Below are 14885 nucleotides of genomic sequence, written 5' to 3'. Positions count from 1 at the left end.
TTCAGACGGCTTTTTTCACATCATTAATGGCATAACGCGCAATATTTTCTTCGGTGATATCGTCGCCGTTAAGTTCTTTCGTAATTTGCCCTTCCCGCATGACCAGAACCCGGTCGGAGATACGCATTATTTCCGGCATTTCGGAAGAAACCACCACAATGGCTTTCCCCTGCTGCGCGAGTTTTTCAATCAGATTATAAATTTCAGACTTGGCACCGATATCAATTCCCCGTGTCGGCTCATCAAAAAGAAACACTTTATTATCGGCAGCCACCCAGCGGCCAATAATCACTTTTTGCTGATTGCCGCCGCTTAGCGTGCCGATAGGTTTGTCGATATTCAGCGGACGCAGCCGTAAATCCGTCATCACATCCAGCGCGGTCTGGTTTAGCTGATTTTTTTTCAGCAGGCCGAAGCGGGTAAAGCGCGCCATCGACGGCAATGCCATGTTCATTTTGACGGCGCGTTCTTTAATGATGCCTTCTTTTTTGCGGTCTTCCGGCACCAGACCAATTCCGGCGCGAATGGCGGAACTGACGTTGTGTTTTCTTACCGCGACGCCATCGACTTCAATGCTGCCGCTGGTTTTGGCATCGATACCGGCAATCAGTTTCAGCAACTCGGTACGCCCGGATCCCACCAGCCCGGCGATGCCCAGCACTTCGCCGGCTTTGACGCTGAACGTGGCGTTACGCACCGATTTGTCGCGGCTGAGATCGTCCACGCGCAGGACGATGCGCTCGGTGGCATAAGAATGGTGCTGCACTTTTTCGATTTTCCGCCCGACCATTTTGGTCACGATGGTTTCTTCGGTTTCGTCGCAGATATTCACCACGCCGACCTGTTTGCCATCGCGCAAAATCGTGGCGCGGTCGCAGACTTTGAAGATTTCATTCATTTTGTGCGAGACGTAAATCAGCGAGACATTCATCGATTTCAAGTCAGAAATCAGTTCCGCCAGACGTTCAAACTCCGTCGGCGTCAGGCTCGACGTCGGTTCATCCATCGCAATAATCTTGGCTTCATCGAGCAACGCACGGGCGATCTCGACGATCTGCTGCTGCGAGACTTTCAGGTTTTTGATCGGCTCATCCGGGTTAATGCTGGGATCCAGACGGCGCAGGATCGCCACCGCCCGTTTGTACTGCGCCTTTCTGTCAACAAACAGCCCTTTCATTTTGGTGAGTGGCCGCCCGAGAAACATGTTCTGGGCGACGGAGAGTTCAGGAACGTGCTGCAACTCCTGGTGAATCATTGCGATACCGGCATGGCGCGCAGACAGCGGGTTTTTCATCTGAATCACCTGCCCTTCCACCCTGATCTCACCGGAATCAGCGGCCCGGACGCCTGACAGGATATTGAGCAGCGTCGATTTTCCGGCACCGTTCTCCCCAATCAGCGCGTGCACTTCGCCCGGTCTGACGGAGAAATCGACCCCCTGAACTGCCGCCACGCCGCTGTAGCTTTTGCTGATGCCGCGCATCGTCAAACAATACTGTTCCATAAACGCTCCTCGCCCTGTTCTCTGACGCCAGACTTATTGTTGCTGTGCCAGCAACTGGCGAAGCTTCGCGTTATCTTTGGTGGAGAACGCATCGGCATTGTCTTTGGTGATCAGCGCCTGCGGCGTGGACACCACGCGGGAGATTTTCTGGCCGTTAATCAGACGGACAACCACTTCCATCGCCACTTCGCCGGTCAGCACCGGGAAGCTGTCAACCGTGCCGGTCAGCTCGCCGCGTTTGATAGACGCATACGCATCGGAAATTCCGTCGGTGCCAAAAACAGCAACCTGTTTCGATTTTCCGGCAGCCGCAACGGCTTCCACCACGCCCAGCGCCATGCCGTCGTTGTTGGCGTAGAAGCCAATCAGATCAGGATGTTGCTGTAAAATTGTCGCCGCGGCGTTGTACGCATTTTCGCGGCTCCAGTTGGCCGGAACGCTGGCGACCACGGTGAATTTTCCGCTGGCCTGAATCGTTTCTTTAAAGCCTTTGGTGCGTTGCGTTGCCGCATACACGCCCGGCTGGCCTTCGATGACCGCGACTTTGCCGCCTTCAGGGTGTTTCTTGATAAACCAGCCCGCCACGCGAACGCCGTTATCTTTTTGCACGTTGCCGACGTAATACGCGGCGTTTGGCATCACGGCGTCATTGACGTTCACCACGGCAATGTTTTTGCTTTTGGCGGATTCATACGCCGGTTGCAGGTTGGCGTCGGTTTGCGGCGACACCAGCAGGCCGTTGAACCCTTGTGAAATCAGTGTTTCGGCGATAGAGAGCTGACCGAGCTGGTCGTCTTCGTTGGCAGCAGCCTGATATTCCACGGTGAAACCGTGTTTATCGGCAAAGTTTTTATAGCCCTGGCCGAGGGAACGCCAGTATTCGTTGGTCAGCGTTTTTGATACGCCGCCGATTTTCAGCGATTTATCAATAGCCGGTAACGGGCCATATTTGGCGGTCAGTTGTGTCCATTCAGTCCGATCCGGTTCGGTGTCGGATTGCAGCGGCGGTAAATCCGCGGCATAAAGGCTGGAGCAAAACAGTGTAGAGGTGAGTACAGACAGTAAGAGTTTTTTCATCATCTGGCCTTCGGATTGTTATTTTTATGGTTATCACAGCGACACGCGCTGTGGCGGTCGCTTTTATTGCGCCAGCATCACGTCATTGACGATTTGCTGAGAGGCGACGGCATCCTGCCTGCTGATGGCTTCATTCAGCGCCGGGTTGTTTTCGAGCTTTTCACACAGTTTCAGTAAACGGATAACGGTCGCGATATTGGTTTCCGCTTCACGAACCGGATCCAGACCGCTGGCGTCCGGGAACGTATCGAAGTAATACGCGCCTTTATAGCCGTCGCGTTTCATTTGCAGCAGGAATTCCAGCGTGGCGCGCGGGTTCACAGAGCCGACCATCAGGCCGTCGTCGCGTTTACCCCAGCCGTCATTGAGATCCAGCCCGAGCAGGCGTGAACGGCGCGCGACCATCGCCGCGGCAAACGCCGGGACTTCATTGGCAAACAGCACGTGCGCGAAATCCAGCGTGATACCTAAGTTCTTGCAACCGGCTTCTTCCACCGCCAGCAGACAGGTGGTGGCGTTCGGGAAGATGCTGTAAGCACGCGGCTCGTTGGGTTTGTATTCAATGCTGACGTCGATGTCCGGCGCATATTCCGCCACTTCGCGCACCGCGCTGACTGCGTCTTCCCACATTTTTTTGTAGTCAGCCTGGAAGCAGTAATCGAAACCGTCCTGCCCCATCCACAGCGTCATGATGCTGGCACCGAATTCGCGACCGGCATCGATGCCGCGTTTGGTTAACTCAATCGCCTGACGACGAATTTTTGGGTCCGGGTGGGTAAATGCGCCGATTTTAAATTCCGGAGCATCCCAGCGCATTTGCATCCCGTTGACCGCCAGCCCGACTTCTTCGATTTTCTGACGCATAGTTTTGACGTCGTCAGTCATGTGCTGGGGATAATTCAGGTCAAGATGTGTCAATCCTTTAACCGTAGCTGCACGTTCGATCATTTGCAGCACTGAAGGTTTGCCTTTCAGTTCTGGCCAGTAAAGATAAGCCCCGAGGCAAACGAGTTCAGACGTGTGGCGAATTTAAGTTCTGACATGGGGTGTCCTTTGTAAACTGATTCGTGATGTACTTTCCTGCTTCACATTATTTTGTAAAGTAGTGCATTACTATCACCAGCCGAAAAAACCTGCAAGATCCCCTGGGGGTTTTGTGATCAGATTTGAGAGGCGTTTCACGAAATTTAGGTAAAGCCTGGCGGGAATAACAGGGAATAGCGAGTTGGGGATGGAAGGCGATAAATTTCACGCAAAAATAAAAATGAGCGCTATTTCACCGCTATAAACCTCCGTTTTTCTGTGACACACCTCAAGTTTCCCGGCTTTCTGCCGTTATCTAAATCTTAAGATTCCTTCCAGGGAAACGCCCATGCTAAAGACAATTCGTTCGCGCATTATTACCGCCTGCATCGCCATTGTGGTGTGCTCGCTGGTGATCAATACCTTCCTCAGTTACACCGTTGCAGATAAATACAACCGTCAGGCGACAGACACCACGCTCAATGCCCTGACCTCCAGTCACACGCAAGGGATCAGCGATTGGGTCAGCTCAAAAACAGGGATGATTGCTTCACTTCAGCAGGTTGCGTTAACGGAAGATCCGGTTCCGGTGCTCAAACAAATTACCGCCGCGGGCGGATTTACTAACGTTTACGTCGGCTATGCGAATAAAACCGCGAAATTCGCTGACCCGACCGGCGTGCCGTCAGATTACGATCCGACGGGCCGTCCGTGGTACAAGCAGGCAGCAGAAGCCGGGCATCCGGTTGCCACGCCGCCGTATGTCGATTCGGGCACCGGTAAGTTAGTGGTCACATTCGCCGTACCTGTTATGGACGGCGGCACGCTGAAAGCCATTGTCGCCGGTGATGTGTCGATGGATAGCGTGGTAAATAACGTGAATACCATCCATCCGACGCCCGGCAGTTTCGGGATGCTGGTAGATAAATCCGGTGTGATCATTGCGCACCCGGACGATAAGCTGGCCCTGAAACCGTTCAGTTCGCTGGCGGAAGGCGTGAATTTGCAGGATTTATTCGCGGCGAAAACGCCGGTGGATATTCAGCTCAATGGCGTAACAAAGCGCGTTCGTGCGCTGCCGGTCGCGGGCACCGAATGGTACACGCTGGTGTTGCAGGACAAGAACGAATCCACGGCGGGTATGCGTTCGCTGCTGACGTCATCGGTGATTACGCTGTTTGTGATCGTGCTGATTTCCGCTGCCGTGATTGGCCTGATCATCACCAAATCGTTCCACCGCCTGTCTGTGGTGCGCGATACGCTCAACGCCATCAGCTCCGGCGAAGACGATCTGACCCAACGTTTACCGACTGACGGCCACGACGAAGTGACGCAAATCGCCCGGGCGTTCAACACGTTTGTCGATAAGCTCAGCAAGGTGATGTCCGAAATCCGCACCACCAGCGAATCCGTCAAAATTGCCGCCGATGAAATTGCCGCCGGGAATAACGATTTGTCGGGCCGTACCGAATCCGCTGCCGCCAGTCTGCAACAAACCGCTGCGTCGCTTGAGCAGATCACCGCCACGGTGTCTCAGTCCGCCAGCTCCGCTAAACAGGCCAGCGCGACGGCGAAATCCGCCTCAGAAGCCGCCACACGCGGAGACGAAGTGGTGACGAGAGTCATTACGACGATGGAAAGTATTGAAAGCGCCTCGTCAAAAATCGGGGATATCACCGGCGTTATCGACGGCATTGCGTTCCAGACCAACATTCTGGCGCTGAACGCTGCCGTTGAAGCCGCGCGTGCCGGTGAACAGGGGCGCGGATTTGCCGTAGTCGCCAGCGAAGTGCGCAGTCTGGCACAGCGCAGCGCCCAGGCGGCGAAAGAGATCAAAGTGCTGATTGAATCGACGGTCAGCAGCGTGGCGTCGGGTTCCGCACAGGTGCGGCTGGCCAGCGACAGCATGAGCGAAATCGTCAGCAACGTGTCGAACGTCAGCAGCGTGATGATGGAAATCACCCACGCGTCGGAAGAACAGATGCTGAGCATTCATGAGATCAACAAGGCGATTACCCAGCTTGATGGCATGGTGCAACAGAATGCGGCGATGGTTCAGGAATCCACCGGCGCGGCGTCTGCCTTGCAGGAACAGGCCACCGGTCTGGCGCTCGCCGTCGGTCATTTCCGCGTGTAAGTGAAATCGTTTTGATCAGGGCCGGACGCGAAAGTGTCCGGCCTTTTTTACAGGGGCAATAAGGCAGGTTTACGCCGGTTTGCTGCCGGAAAGCTCGGTGGTTCTTCTGACGGCCGTCATCACGCTGCGCTGTAACCCGGCGGCGAAATCGCTGTTGTTCAGTTCGTACAATCCGTTGATACCGACACCGGCCGGTGAGTTATTGATGTCCATCAGCTGGCGCGGATGCAGCCCGCTGGTTTTCAGCATCTCCACGCCACCAATCAGATTTTCCCACACCACTTTGCTGGCCTGCGGACGCGACAACCCGCTCAGCACGCCTGCGTCAGTCAGCGATTCGATAAAGTAATACACGTAATTCACCCCGGCGACGGCAAAGCCGGTGAAGATGTCGATCAGCCGTTCTTCAAGCACCATCACCTTGCCGAAACTTTCCAGAAACGGCATCAGCGGCTCCGGGGTGACATGCGCGTTAAACACCACGCCGCTGTAGCCAAAACCGGTGTCTGTCAGGGTATTGGGAATGGTGCGGACAATCGGTCGCGTCGTGCCAAACTGCGCACCCAGCCGTTCGAGTGTGACACCGGCAATAATCGAAATCACCGTGGCCTGCGGCGATGCGTGCTGGCAAATGTGCCGCGCAACGCCGTCGATATCATCCTGCGGGCGGACGCCAATCACGATGTAATCCGCCGCCGCCAGCGCTTCGCTGTCGTTAAGCGCCGACGTCAGCTGATACCGGTCACGCAGCGTGGCAATACGCCCGTCATCGATATCCGCAAGGGTAATCTGGCTGGCCGAAACGGCACCGCGTTTCAGGGCCGCGCGGATAATCGCTTCGGCCATCTGACCGGCTCCGACAAAATGAATCTGGCTCATGGTTGACTCCGTAAAGGTGAAAATAGTGAGAGAATTATTCCTTCAACGACCTTTCCACCAGCGTCGCCCAAATGCCGATGCCCAGCGGGATCAGATCATCATTAAAATCGAAATGTGCGTTGTGCAGCGAAGCGGAAGGCGTTGCGCCGTCAGCGCCCAGCCAGAAGTAAGCACCGGGACATCGCTCAAGCAAATACGCGAAATCTTCTGCCGCCATCGACGGCGGATTATTGAAATGCACTTTCGTGACGCCCGGTGAATGTTCAGCGGCTTCACGCACCATTTCTGCCTGCGCCGGATGGTTTTTCGTCACCGGATAACCGAATTCCCAGCGGACTTCGCCTTTGACGCCAAACGGCAACGGCACGGCTTTGACGTATTCTTCAATCAGCCGCCAGCAGGAAATGCGCGTTTCATTACTCTGGCAGCGCAACGTGCCGGACATGTGCAGCGTTTCAGGGATCACGTTGATCGCCTCGCCCGCCTGCAACTGCGTCAGGCTGATCACCGTTTGTTCCAGCGGCGACAGGCGGCGTGAAATCAGGCTTTGCAGCGATAAAATTAGCTGTGCGCCCGCCACGACAGGATCCGCGCCCAGTTCCGGCATTGCCGCATGGCAGCCTTTTCCGGTGAGCGTAATGTAGAAATTATCCTGCGACGCCATCATCGGGCCCTGGCTGACCGCGACTTCGCCGACCGGCAGGCCGGGCCAGTTATGCAGCGCGTACACTTCCTGCATCGGGAAACGCTCAAACAGCCCTTCACTGACCATCATCTGGCCGCCTCCGGCGTTTTCTTCCGCAGGCTGAAAAATGAAATGTACCGTGCCGCGAAAATGGCGGTTTTCGCTCAGATGACGCGCCGCGCCGAGCAAAATGGCCGAGTGACCGTCATGGCCGCAGGCGTGCATCAGGCCGGGGTTTTGCGAGACGTGTTCAAAACTGTTGAGTTCCTGAATCGGCAGCGCATCGATGTCCGCGCGCAGGCCGATCGACGGCCCTTCGCCATTACGCAGGGTGGCGACAATGCCGGTTTCGGCGATACCGGTGTGAACTTCAAGGCCGAAAGACCGCAGCAGTTCGCTGATTTTTTGGGCAGTATGATGTTCATTCAGACCCAGTTCTGGCCGGGTGTGGAATTCACGGCGTAACTGTTTTGCCTGATCGATAATGTGTTGAGAAATGACAGCCATAGATCCTCTGTGGTGATCTGTATTGATATGCAGGGTTTTTATAATGTCCGGAAGCGGCGTTAAAGCGCCTGTTTTTTCCCGAAGTAAATGCGTGCCAGACCTTCTTTTGTCACTTCCACTGCGTTTTCAGAACTCAGCGAAACGTGGCGTTCAATCAGTTGTGCGCCCTTTTCGACATCGCGATGGCGCAGCGCAGCAATGATCCCGACGTGTTCCTCGTAGGCGTTGATCCGGCGGCTGGGCGTTTCCAGATCGATACGGCGGAAAAAGCGGATCAGCGAATTTAAACTGTCGAGCATTTCGTACAGCCGTGCATTACGCGAGATGCGGGCGATTTCCATGTGGAAATGTTCGTCGGCTTTGGCGATTTCCGACCAGTCAGTGATTTCACTGGCGTCGGGTTGTGTCTCGCTGACGTCTTCCCAGATGGCAGCGGTCGCGGCGATCTCTTCATCGGTGGCGCGCTGGCAGGCAAAGCGGAACGTCGCCTGTTCAATCACCATGCGCACTTCATACAGCTCGCGAACGCCTTCCGGCGTGATATCGCGGGCATAAAATCCGCGGTTCGGTACGAAACTCATGAAACCGTCTTTGGAAAGGCGGTTGAGCGCCTCGCGTACCGGCGTTCTGGAGACGCCAAGCTGGCCCGCCAGCTCGACTTCGTTGACCCGTTCGCCCGGGCGGAAGTGGTAATCAATTGCCAGCAGTTTTACTTTCTCGTAAACCTTCTCGACGCTGTCCGCGCTGCGGGACTTTTTTTTAGGAACAATCACTGAACCTCCGGCTCTGCTTAATTTTCTTCTTTTAATCTTTTTGTTTATGTCAATTTTAAAACTGAAGCAGAAATTAAAGACATCGATGTGGATTTAATTGATAGCACAGCAATAAAGTCGGCTCAACACAAGATTGCATACACTTTTGCACTCACTTCTACAAATCACTATTTATCATAAGCTTATTCACTATAGAATATTTAGCCCTTTGTTATTTCCGAATTAAAAAAAGAATTGCACTGTTGCAGTGCGGTTATTGCTCCAAAAAAGTGAAAATAAACATTTGGTATTGAACCCGCGGTTTAGCGATCGGCAAAAATAATGACCGTGTCTGATTTACTTTTTAATTTTTTACCGCAGACGTTCCCTCTGTTTTTCATCATTATTTGATCTCCCCGCGTTCGTTCTCCGGCCCGGTTACGCTGCAAAAATTGCGCACATGGCATAGAACTTGCCTTTAAACATAAGTGTATGCACTTGTTTATTCACTTCTGAGTGCATGACTTTGCTTCACCCAGGGTAATCACACGACAACCGCTTCGCCCGGTCAGGGCAAAACGGCTGCCGGTCCGACTCCAACTGCTTCTATGGGCTTATCAAAAAGCCGGAGAACCATAATGAAAACTCGCTTTCGCCGTACTGTTGTTTTGTCTGCGCTGACCAGCGTGACGTTGCTGGGCGCTGTTCATCCCGCATTTGCGGATATTAAGCTTGGCGCGATTTTGCCGTTAACCGGCACCAGCGCCAGCATTGGTGAAGACCAGCGTCGCGGCATGGAACTGGCCGTGGAAGACCTCAATGCCAAAGGCGGCGTCGCCGGGCAAAAACTGGATGTGGTGGTGGAAGACTCGGCGGGCAGCCCGGTGACCGGGCTGAATGCGGTCAGGAAATTAACGCAGGTGGATAACGTGCCGCTGGTGATCGGCGATTTCTCTTCCAGCGTGACCATTCCCATCGGCCAGTATCTGGTGAAGAACAATCTGGTTCACATCAACATTTCCGGCACCAGCGCAGATGTACGCAAAATCGGCAAAACGTCTTACAGCGTGATCGGCCTCGATGACCTTTCGGCGCGTTTTTCTGCCGACGACGTGTGGAAACTTGGCTATCACAAGGTGGCGTTTATCGCGCCGGACGGGGCTTACGGTCAGGGAATGGCGCAGCAGTTTACACAGGCGTTTGAAAAACTCGGCGGAAAAGTGGTCGCCAAAGTGTTGTACACCAGCGGCCAGCCGTCTTACCGCCGCGAGCTGGAACAGATTTCACGCGCCAAACCCGATGCTTACGTCTACACCAGCTACGGCCAGGACGCGATTGTGCTAAACCGCGAATCCTCCGCACTCGGTCTGGGCAAAACGCCGTGGTACGGCATGTATCTGACGATGGCAATTGCGGATTCTCCGGCGCAATTCACCAACGGGCAAATCGGTATGGAAGTCTCCGGCATGGCGCAGAAAACCGGCGGGCAAAGCTACAGCGAGCATTATCAGCAGCGTTTCCACGAGAAACCGCGCTCCGTTTATGGCAGCTATGCCTATGACAGCGTGATGCTGGCGGCGGCAGCCATCGGCAAGGCGCACAGCGCCAGCCCGGCAGCATTAGTGGACGCCATGAAAACCGTCGCGCCGCAGTTTACCGGCATCACCGGCACCCTGAATCTGGACGCCGATAATCAGCGTCAGACCCAACCTTACCTGAAAGTGAAAGCGCTCAACGGCGAACCGGTGGCGCGATAACGCGACCGTTTCCTTCTGCCCCTTTGTTCAGGAAAGCATCATGTTTCAGTTTATTGTTGATACGTTAATCCGGACCGCCGATTTGTCTCTGGTCGCCCTCGGGCTGAGTCTGGTCTACGGTCTGGTGCGGTTTGCCAATATTGCGCACGTTCAGTACGCCATGGTCGGGGCTTTCCTCACCGCCAGCGGCATGAAAATGGGCATGCCTTTTTCGCTGGCGGTGCTGTTCTCTGCCCTGTCGTGCGGCATTTTAGCGGTGCTTTTACATCACTGGGTGTTTCAGCGGCTGGTCAGCGCAGGCCCGGCGAATGCCATGATTGGCTCTCTCGCCGTGTCGATGGTGATGATTGCGTTGATGCTCGGCGTCGCAGGGTCGGCGCCCGTCAGCTATAACCTGCCGCTGGGCACTGTCTGGCAATGGGGCGATACGCGGGTTTCCACCGACGAACTGATGAGCCTCGGCGCAACCGTCGCCATTATTGCGATTTTCAGCGTTCTGCTGTTTTTCACGCCGCAAGGGCGCTCCGTGCGTGCGCTGGCCAGCAACCGTGAACTGGCGGCGGCTTCCGGCCTGAACGCTAACGCCATCATTCATACCGTCAATATGGTTGCCGGAATGATCGCCGCCACCGGCGGTTCACTGATTGCCATGAACAGCAGCGCGTACATCAACCAGGGCAACGACCTGATGCTGCCGGTGCTGGCCGCCGCCATTCTCGGCGGGCTGGGCAATCCGATGGGCGCGATTTTTGGCGCGCTGCTGATTGCCGTCACCGAAACGCTGGTCACCAATATCGACTGGGGCGTGTTTTATAGTACGGAAGGCGTGTTCATGCCAACCACCTGGATCAACGCCGCGTCGTTTGTGATTTTACTGCTGGCGTTGCTGTTGCGCCCGTATGGCCTGTTCAACCGGGAGGTGCGCCGTGTCTGAGTTCCTGCTCCATATTTTCTGCATCGCCGGGATCTACGCGATGATTGCGCTGGCGTTAAATCTTCAGGCGGGCTACGCCGGTTTGCTCAATTTCGGCCATATCGCGTTTGTCGGCATTGGCGCATATGCCATCGGGATCGGCAGTCAGTTTTCGTTGTCGTTATGGCTGGTGATCCCGGCGGGCATTTTGCTTTCGACGGGCGTAGCCGCTGCGATGGCGCTGCTCGGGCGTCAGCTTTCCGCCGATTACTGGGGCATTGCCACGCTGGCGCTGGCGGAAATCATCCGCATTGCGGTGATCAATGAAGAGTCGCTGACCGGCGGCGGTCAGGGGATCGGCAACATTACCGCGCCGTGGTCCACCGGATCCGGGGCGCATGACGTCGGCATTTTCACGCTGATCATCGTGCTGTGTATCGCCGCGTGTACATTTATTTCCCTGCGTTTAGGCCGCAGCCGGTTCGGGCGGGCACTACGTCTGATGCGCGAACAGCCGCAACTGGCGATGTGCATGGGATATTCGCTGCTGTGGCTGAAATGCCGGGCACTGATGTGCAGTGCGGTAATGTGCGTCGTCGCCGGTATGTTGCTGGCCTGGTACACCAACTATGTCAGTCCGGATTATCTGCTTTCCTCCGAAACCTTCCTGATCTGGAGCATGGTGATGATCGGCGGTATCGGTAACGTGCGCGGCGTGCTGGCCGGTGTGCTGGTGGTGGAAGGGTTGTACAACTTTATTCCGTTCGCCAAAGACTGGCTGCACATGAGTTCAGATCTAACCGGCGCGTTGCGTCTGGGGCTGGTCGGGCTGGTGATGCTGACAGGCTTACTGCTCAGGCCGGGCGGTATTCTGCCGGAAAAACTGAGGATCCTGCCATGACAGATTTACTGAGCGTGAACGGGATAAGCAAAGCTTTTGGCGGCAATCAGGTGCTGAAATCCGTCACTTTCGCCCTGGAAAAAGGCGAAATTCTGGGGCTGCTCGGGCCGAACGGTTCGGGCAAAAGTACGCTGCTGAACGCCATTTCCGGCTTTACCACCGTGGACAGCGGCACCGTCACCGTCGGCGACAAACGCATCGATAAAATGCCGCCGCACAAAATTATCAGCGCCGGTATTGCGCGGACGTTCCAGCTTCCGGCGATGCCCGCCAAAATGACCGTGATGGAAGTGGTGATGGCCGCTGGCACCCGCCATCACGGGCTGTGGGACGGTCTGCTGTCGCTGCCTGGCGGGCGGCAGGCGGAAAAAGAAGATCATCAGAAAGCCAGCGGATTGCTCGAGACTTTATTGCTCACCAAAGTGCGGGATTTACCGGCGGCGGCGCTCTCCGGCGGGCAGAAGAAATTACTTGGCATTGCCTGCGCGCTGATGGGTGACCCGGCTATTCTGATGCTCGACGAACCGATGGCGGGCGTGCATCCCAATCTGCGCCAGGAACTGGCGGAAACGCTGAAAACCCTGAGCCGCACGGGCATTTCGCTGATTATCATCGAGCATGATATGCATTTTATAAAATCGCTGTGCGAACGCTGCATCGTGTTAGATCGCGGGCACATTGTTGCCAGTTGTCATCCGGATGATTTGTCGAAAAATCAGGCCGTAGTCGATGCGTATCTTGGCCGCGGAAGCCGCCCCCTGAAGGAGGCCGTATGATCAGACTCAATGACGTCGTGGCCGGTTATACGCCGGGCGTCGATATTTTGCAGGGCATTTCCCTGACGGTTTCGCAGGCCGAGATCGTCACGCTGCTCGGGCCGAACGGCTGCGGAAAATCGACGCTGCTCAAATGTATCGCCGGGTTTCTGACGCCGCGCCGGGGCGAGGTGCGCCTGAATGGCGAAGAGACGGGCGGCATTCCGATTCACCGGAAAGTACGCGAGTGTTCGCTGGGTTTCGTTCCACAACTCGATAACGTGTTTAACAACCTGAGCGTCGCGGAAAACCTGCAAACCGGCGGGCAGTTTCTGCCCCCGCCAAACGCAAACGGCGCATGGAACAGCTTTGTGAACTGTATCCGCTGCTGCGTAAAAAGTGGCAGGCACCGGCCTCGGCGCTCTCCGGCGGTGAACGCCAGATCCTGGCACTGACCCGTGCGCTGATGCCCGAACCGGCGATTTTGCTGCTCGATGAACCGTCCGCCGGGCTGTCACCCAAAATGCTCGACGAAGTGTTCAGCGCCATTCAGACCATCCGTCAGTTGGAAAAAGTCACCATTCTGATGGTGGAACAAAATGCGATGGAAGCCCTGCAACTCTCTGACCGCGCTTATATTCTGGCGCTCGGCAAAGTGGCGCTGACCGGCAATGCCCGGGATTTGCTCGACGATCCGCGTATGAGCGAACTTTATTTCGGAGGCCGCACGGTTTAAGCCATGTCTTCATTCTTTTATTTCTTACGATTTACAGCCGGGAGTGCGCGTTATGTCTGAGTTAATCCCCGTGGTTGATCATGCGGTGATCAACGTCGATGACCATCTGGATGACGCGCAGGCGCTGTTTGTCCGCATGGGATTCCAGTTGTCCGAACGCGGGCATCATTCGATGGGTTCGAGCAATCATCTGGCCATTTTTGGTGAAAACTATCTGGAACTGCTGGGCTACGAGCCTGACGTGGCCGGAAAAAAAGCAGCACCGAAAGGCCTGTGGCAGCCGCCGTCAGGGTTGGCCGGGCTGGTGTGGAAAACGCAGGATGCAGACGCCACTTATCAGCATTTGCAAAACCGTCAGCTGGACGGCGAACCGCCGACGGCTTTTTTCCGCCCGGTGACGCTGCCCGACGGACGCGGGGTCGAAGCGCGTTTTTGTATCACGCGGATTAACAGCCAGCGCATTCCTAACGGGTTCAGCTTTTTCTGCCAGCACCTGACGCCCGACGCCGTCTGGCAAACCGCATGGCAGCAGCATCCGAATGGTGTGCAGGATCTGAGCGGGTTTGTGATTGTGGCGGACGCCCCGGAAAGCGCCGCGCAGGTGTATTCGCAATTGTTCGGGCCGGAATATGCCTTGCAGCACACCGCCGATGGATATTGCCTGCAGGCAGGAAAAACCGTGCTGAGAATTCTTAACCCGGCCCAGTCAGAACGCGAAGGCTTCGCCCTGCCCGATGATTACAACGGGCAACCGCGGATGTGCGCGCTGGAATTCACAGTGTCTTCGCTGTCGCGGACGCGGGCATGTCTGGAAAAAGGTGATGTCTGTTTCAGCGACATCAACAACGCGCTTATCGTTTCGCCGGTTCATGCCGGGAATGTGGCGTTACGTTTTCGGGAGTAATTTCAAGGCGCAGGGCTCACGCTCTGCGCCCTTTTCTGCATTTTCAGAATTTGCCCAGTATTTTCCGAAACATTCAGTTGTGCTTGAATGAAAAACGTCCCTGAAATCGTACTTTTATTGCGCGTAATGGTTATTCAGAATCGCTAAGTTATATTGCCATGTCGCCCCGCCTGAAATTTGCCTTAATGCAGATTTTTATCTCTATCAATATTAAAACCTTCCTTCCACATAAAAATTACATTTATATTAATTCAACAATAAAAATTAACCTTTACTATTATTTCTCGCATCCAAGCGGGTTTTGTAATTTAAATATTTCTGGTCAGTAACAAAAAATACCGGCATAGTCATTGAG

The 14885-nt window shown here is 55.1% G+C and carries 11 protein-coding genes and 2 pseudogenes; 7 read left to right on the top strand and 6 right to left on the bottom strand.

The window, feature by feature from the left end; genetic code table 11:
* Nucleotide 1 precedes the first annotated feature (1 nt).
* The 3 genes and pseudogenes from ACM5QY_RS09685 to ACM5QY_RS09675 form a co-directional block, all read right to left on the bottom strand.
* Nucleotides 2-1504: a sugar ABC transporter ATP-binding protein gene (locus ACM5QY_RS09685; protein ID WP_416120438.1), complete on the bottom strand. Its 1503-nt coding sequence runs from the start codon at nt 1502-1504 to the stop codon at nt 2-4.
* 33 nt (nt 1505-1537) lie between these two features.
* Complete coding sequence (locus tag ACM5QY_RS09680) at nt 1538-2581, bottom strand: sugar ABC transporter substrate-binding protein (protein ID WP_416122857.1); 1044 nt, start codon at nt 2579-2581, stop codon at nt 1538-1540.
* Nucleotides 2582-2644: 63 nt separating this feature from the next.
* Nucleotides 2645-3624 (bottom strand): annotated as a pseudogene (locus ACM5QY_RS09675) (TIM barrel protein).
* Nucleotides 3625-3953: 329 nt separating this feature from the next.
* Here ACM5QY_RS09675 and ACM5QY_RS09670 point away from each other — a divergent pair.
* Nucleotides 3954-5741 (top strand): methyl-accepting chemotaxis protein, encoded by a 1788-nt coding sequence (locus ACM5QY_RS09670; protein WP_416120437.1) that lies wholly within the window; start codon nt 3954-3956, stop codon nt 5739-5741.
* A gap of 69 nt (nt 5742-5810) precedes the next feature.
* Here ACM5QY_RS09670 and ACM5QY_RS09665 read toward each other — a convergent pair whose 3' ends face one another.
* From ACM5QY_RS09665 to ACM5QY_RS09655, 3 genes are read right to left on the bottom strand one after another with little or no spacing between them, the layout of a single operon-like run.
* Entirely contained in the window at nt 5811-6620 is an 810-nt protein-coding gene (locus tag ACM5QY_RS09665; protein ID WP_416120436.1) for a pyrroline-5-carboxylate reductase family protein, read from the bottom strand.
* A 34-nt stretch (nt 6621-6654) separates the two neighbouring features.
* The gene (locus ACM5QY_RS09660; RefSeq protein WP_416120435.1) at nt 6655-7812 is read right to left on the bottom strand and encodes a M20 aminoacylase family protein; all 1158 of its coding nucleotides are present in this window, start codon (nt 7810-7812) and stop codon (nt 6655-6657) included.
* A gap of 59 nt (nt 7813-7871) precedes the next feature.
* The gene (locus ACM5QY_RS09655; RefSeq protein WP_416120434.1) at nt 7872-8585 is read right to left on the bottom strand and encodes a GntR family transcriptional regulator; all 714 of its coding nucleotides are present in this window, start codon (nt 8583-8585) and stop codon (nt 7872-7874) included.
* A gap of 617 nt (nt 8586-9202) precedes the next feature.
* Between ACM5QY_RS09655 and ACM5QY_RS09650 the strand changes: the two genes are divergently transcribed.
* The 6 genes and pseudogenes from ACM5QY_RS09650 to ACM5QY_RS09625 all read left to right on the top strand — a co-directional run bounded on the left by ACM5QY_RS09650 (nt 9203) and on the right by ACM5QY_RS09625 (nt 14530).
* Nucleotides 9203-10321, top strand: coding sequence for an ABC transporter substrate-binding protein (locus ACM5QY_RS09650; protein ID WP_416120433.1), 1119 nt, complete (start codon nt 9203-9205; stop codon nt 10319-10321).
* A 40-nt stretch (nt 10322-10361) separates the two neighbouring features.
* Entirely contained in the window at nt 10362-11255 is an 894-nt protein-coding gene (locus tag ACM5QY_RS09645) for a branched-chain amino acid ABC transporter permease (RefSeq protein ID WP_416120432.1), read from the top strand.
* Nucleotides 11248-12135: a branched-chain amino acid ABC transporter permease gene (locus ACM5QY_RS09640; RefSeq protein ID WP_416120431.1), complete on the top strand. Its 888-nt coding sequence runs from the start codon at nt 11248-11250 to the stop codon at nt 12133-12135. The genes ACM5QY_RS09645 and ACM5QY_RS09640 overlap by 8 nt, the downstream gene beginning before the upstream one ends.
* Nucleotides 12132-12911, top strand: a complete 780-nt coding sequence (locus tag ACM5QY_RS09635) for an ABC transporter ATP-binding protein (protein WP_416120430.1) — start codon at nt 12132-12134, stop codon at nt 12909-12911. The genes ACM5QY_RS09640 and ACM5QY_RS09635 overlap by 4 nt, the downstream gene beginning before the upstream one ends.
* Nucleotides 12908-13626: pseudogene (locus ACM5QY_RS09630) on the top strand (ABC transporter ATP-binding protein). The gene ACM5QY_RS09635 and the pseudogene ACM5QY_RS09630 overlap by 4 nt, the downstream one beginning before the upstream one ends.
* A gap of 52 nt (nt 13627-13678) precedes the next feature.
* Nucleotides 13679-14530 carry a VOC family protein gene (locus ACM5QY_RS09625; RefSeq protein WP_416120429.1) on the top strand — a complete coding sequence of 284 codons (852 nt, stop codon included), beginning with the start codon at nt 13679-13681 and terminating at the stop codon, nt 14528-14530.
* Nucleotides 14531-14885 lie beyond the last annotated feature (355 nt).

Source organism: Rahnella sp. PCH160, assembly GCF_047784855.1.
In the GTDB taxonomy this organism is placed as follows: domain Bacteria; phylum Pseudomonadota; class Gammaproteobacteria; order Enterobacterales; family Enterobacteriaceae; genus Rahnella.
Note: the sequence above shows the minus strand (reverse complement) of the source record. Positions and strands in the feature narration are given on the sequence as shown.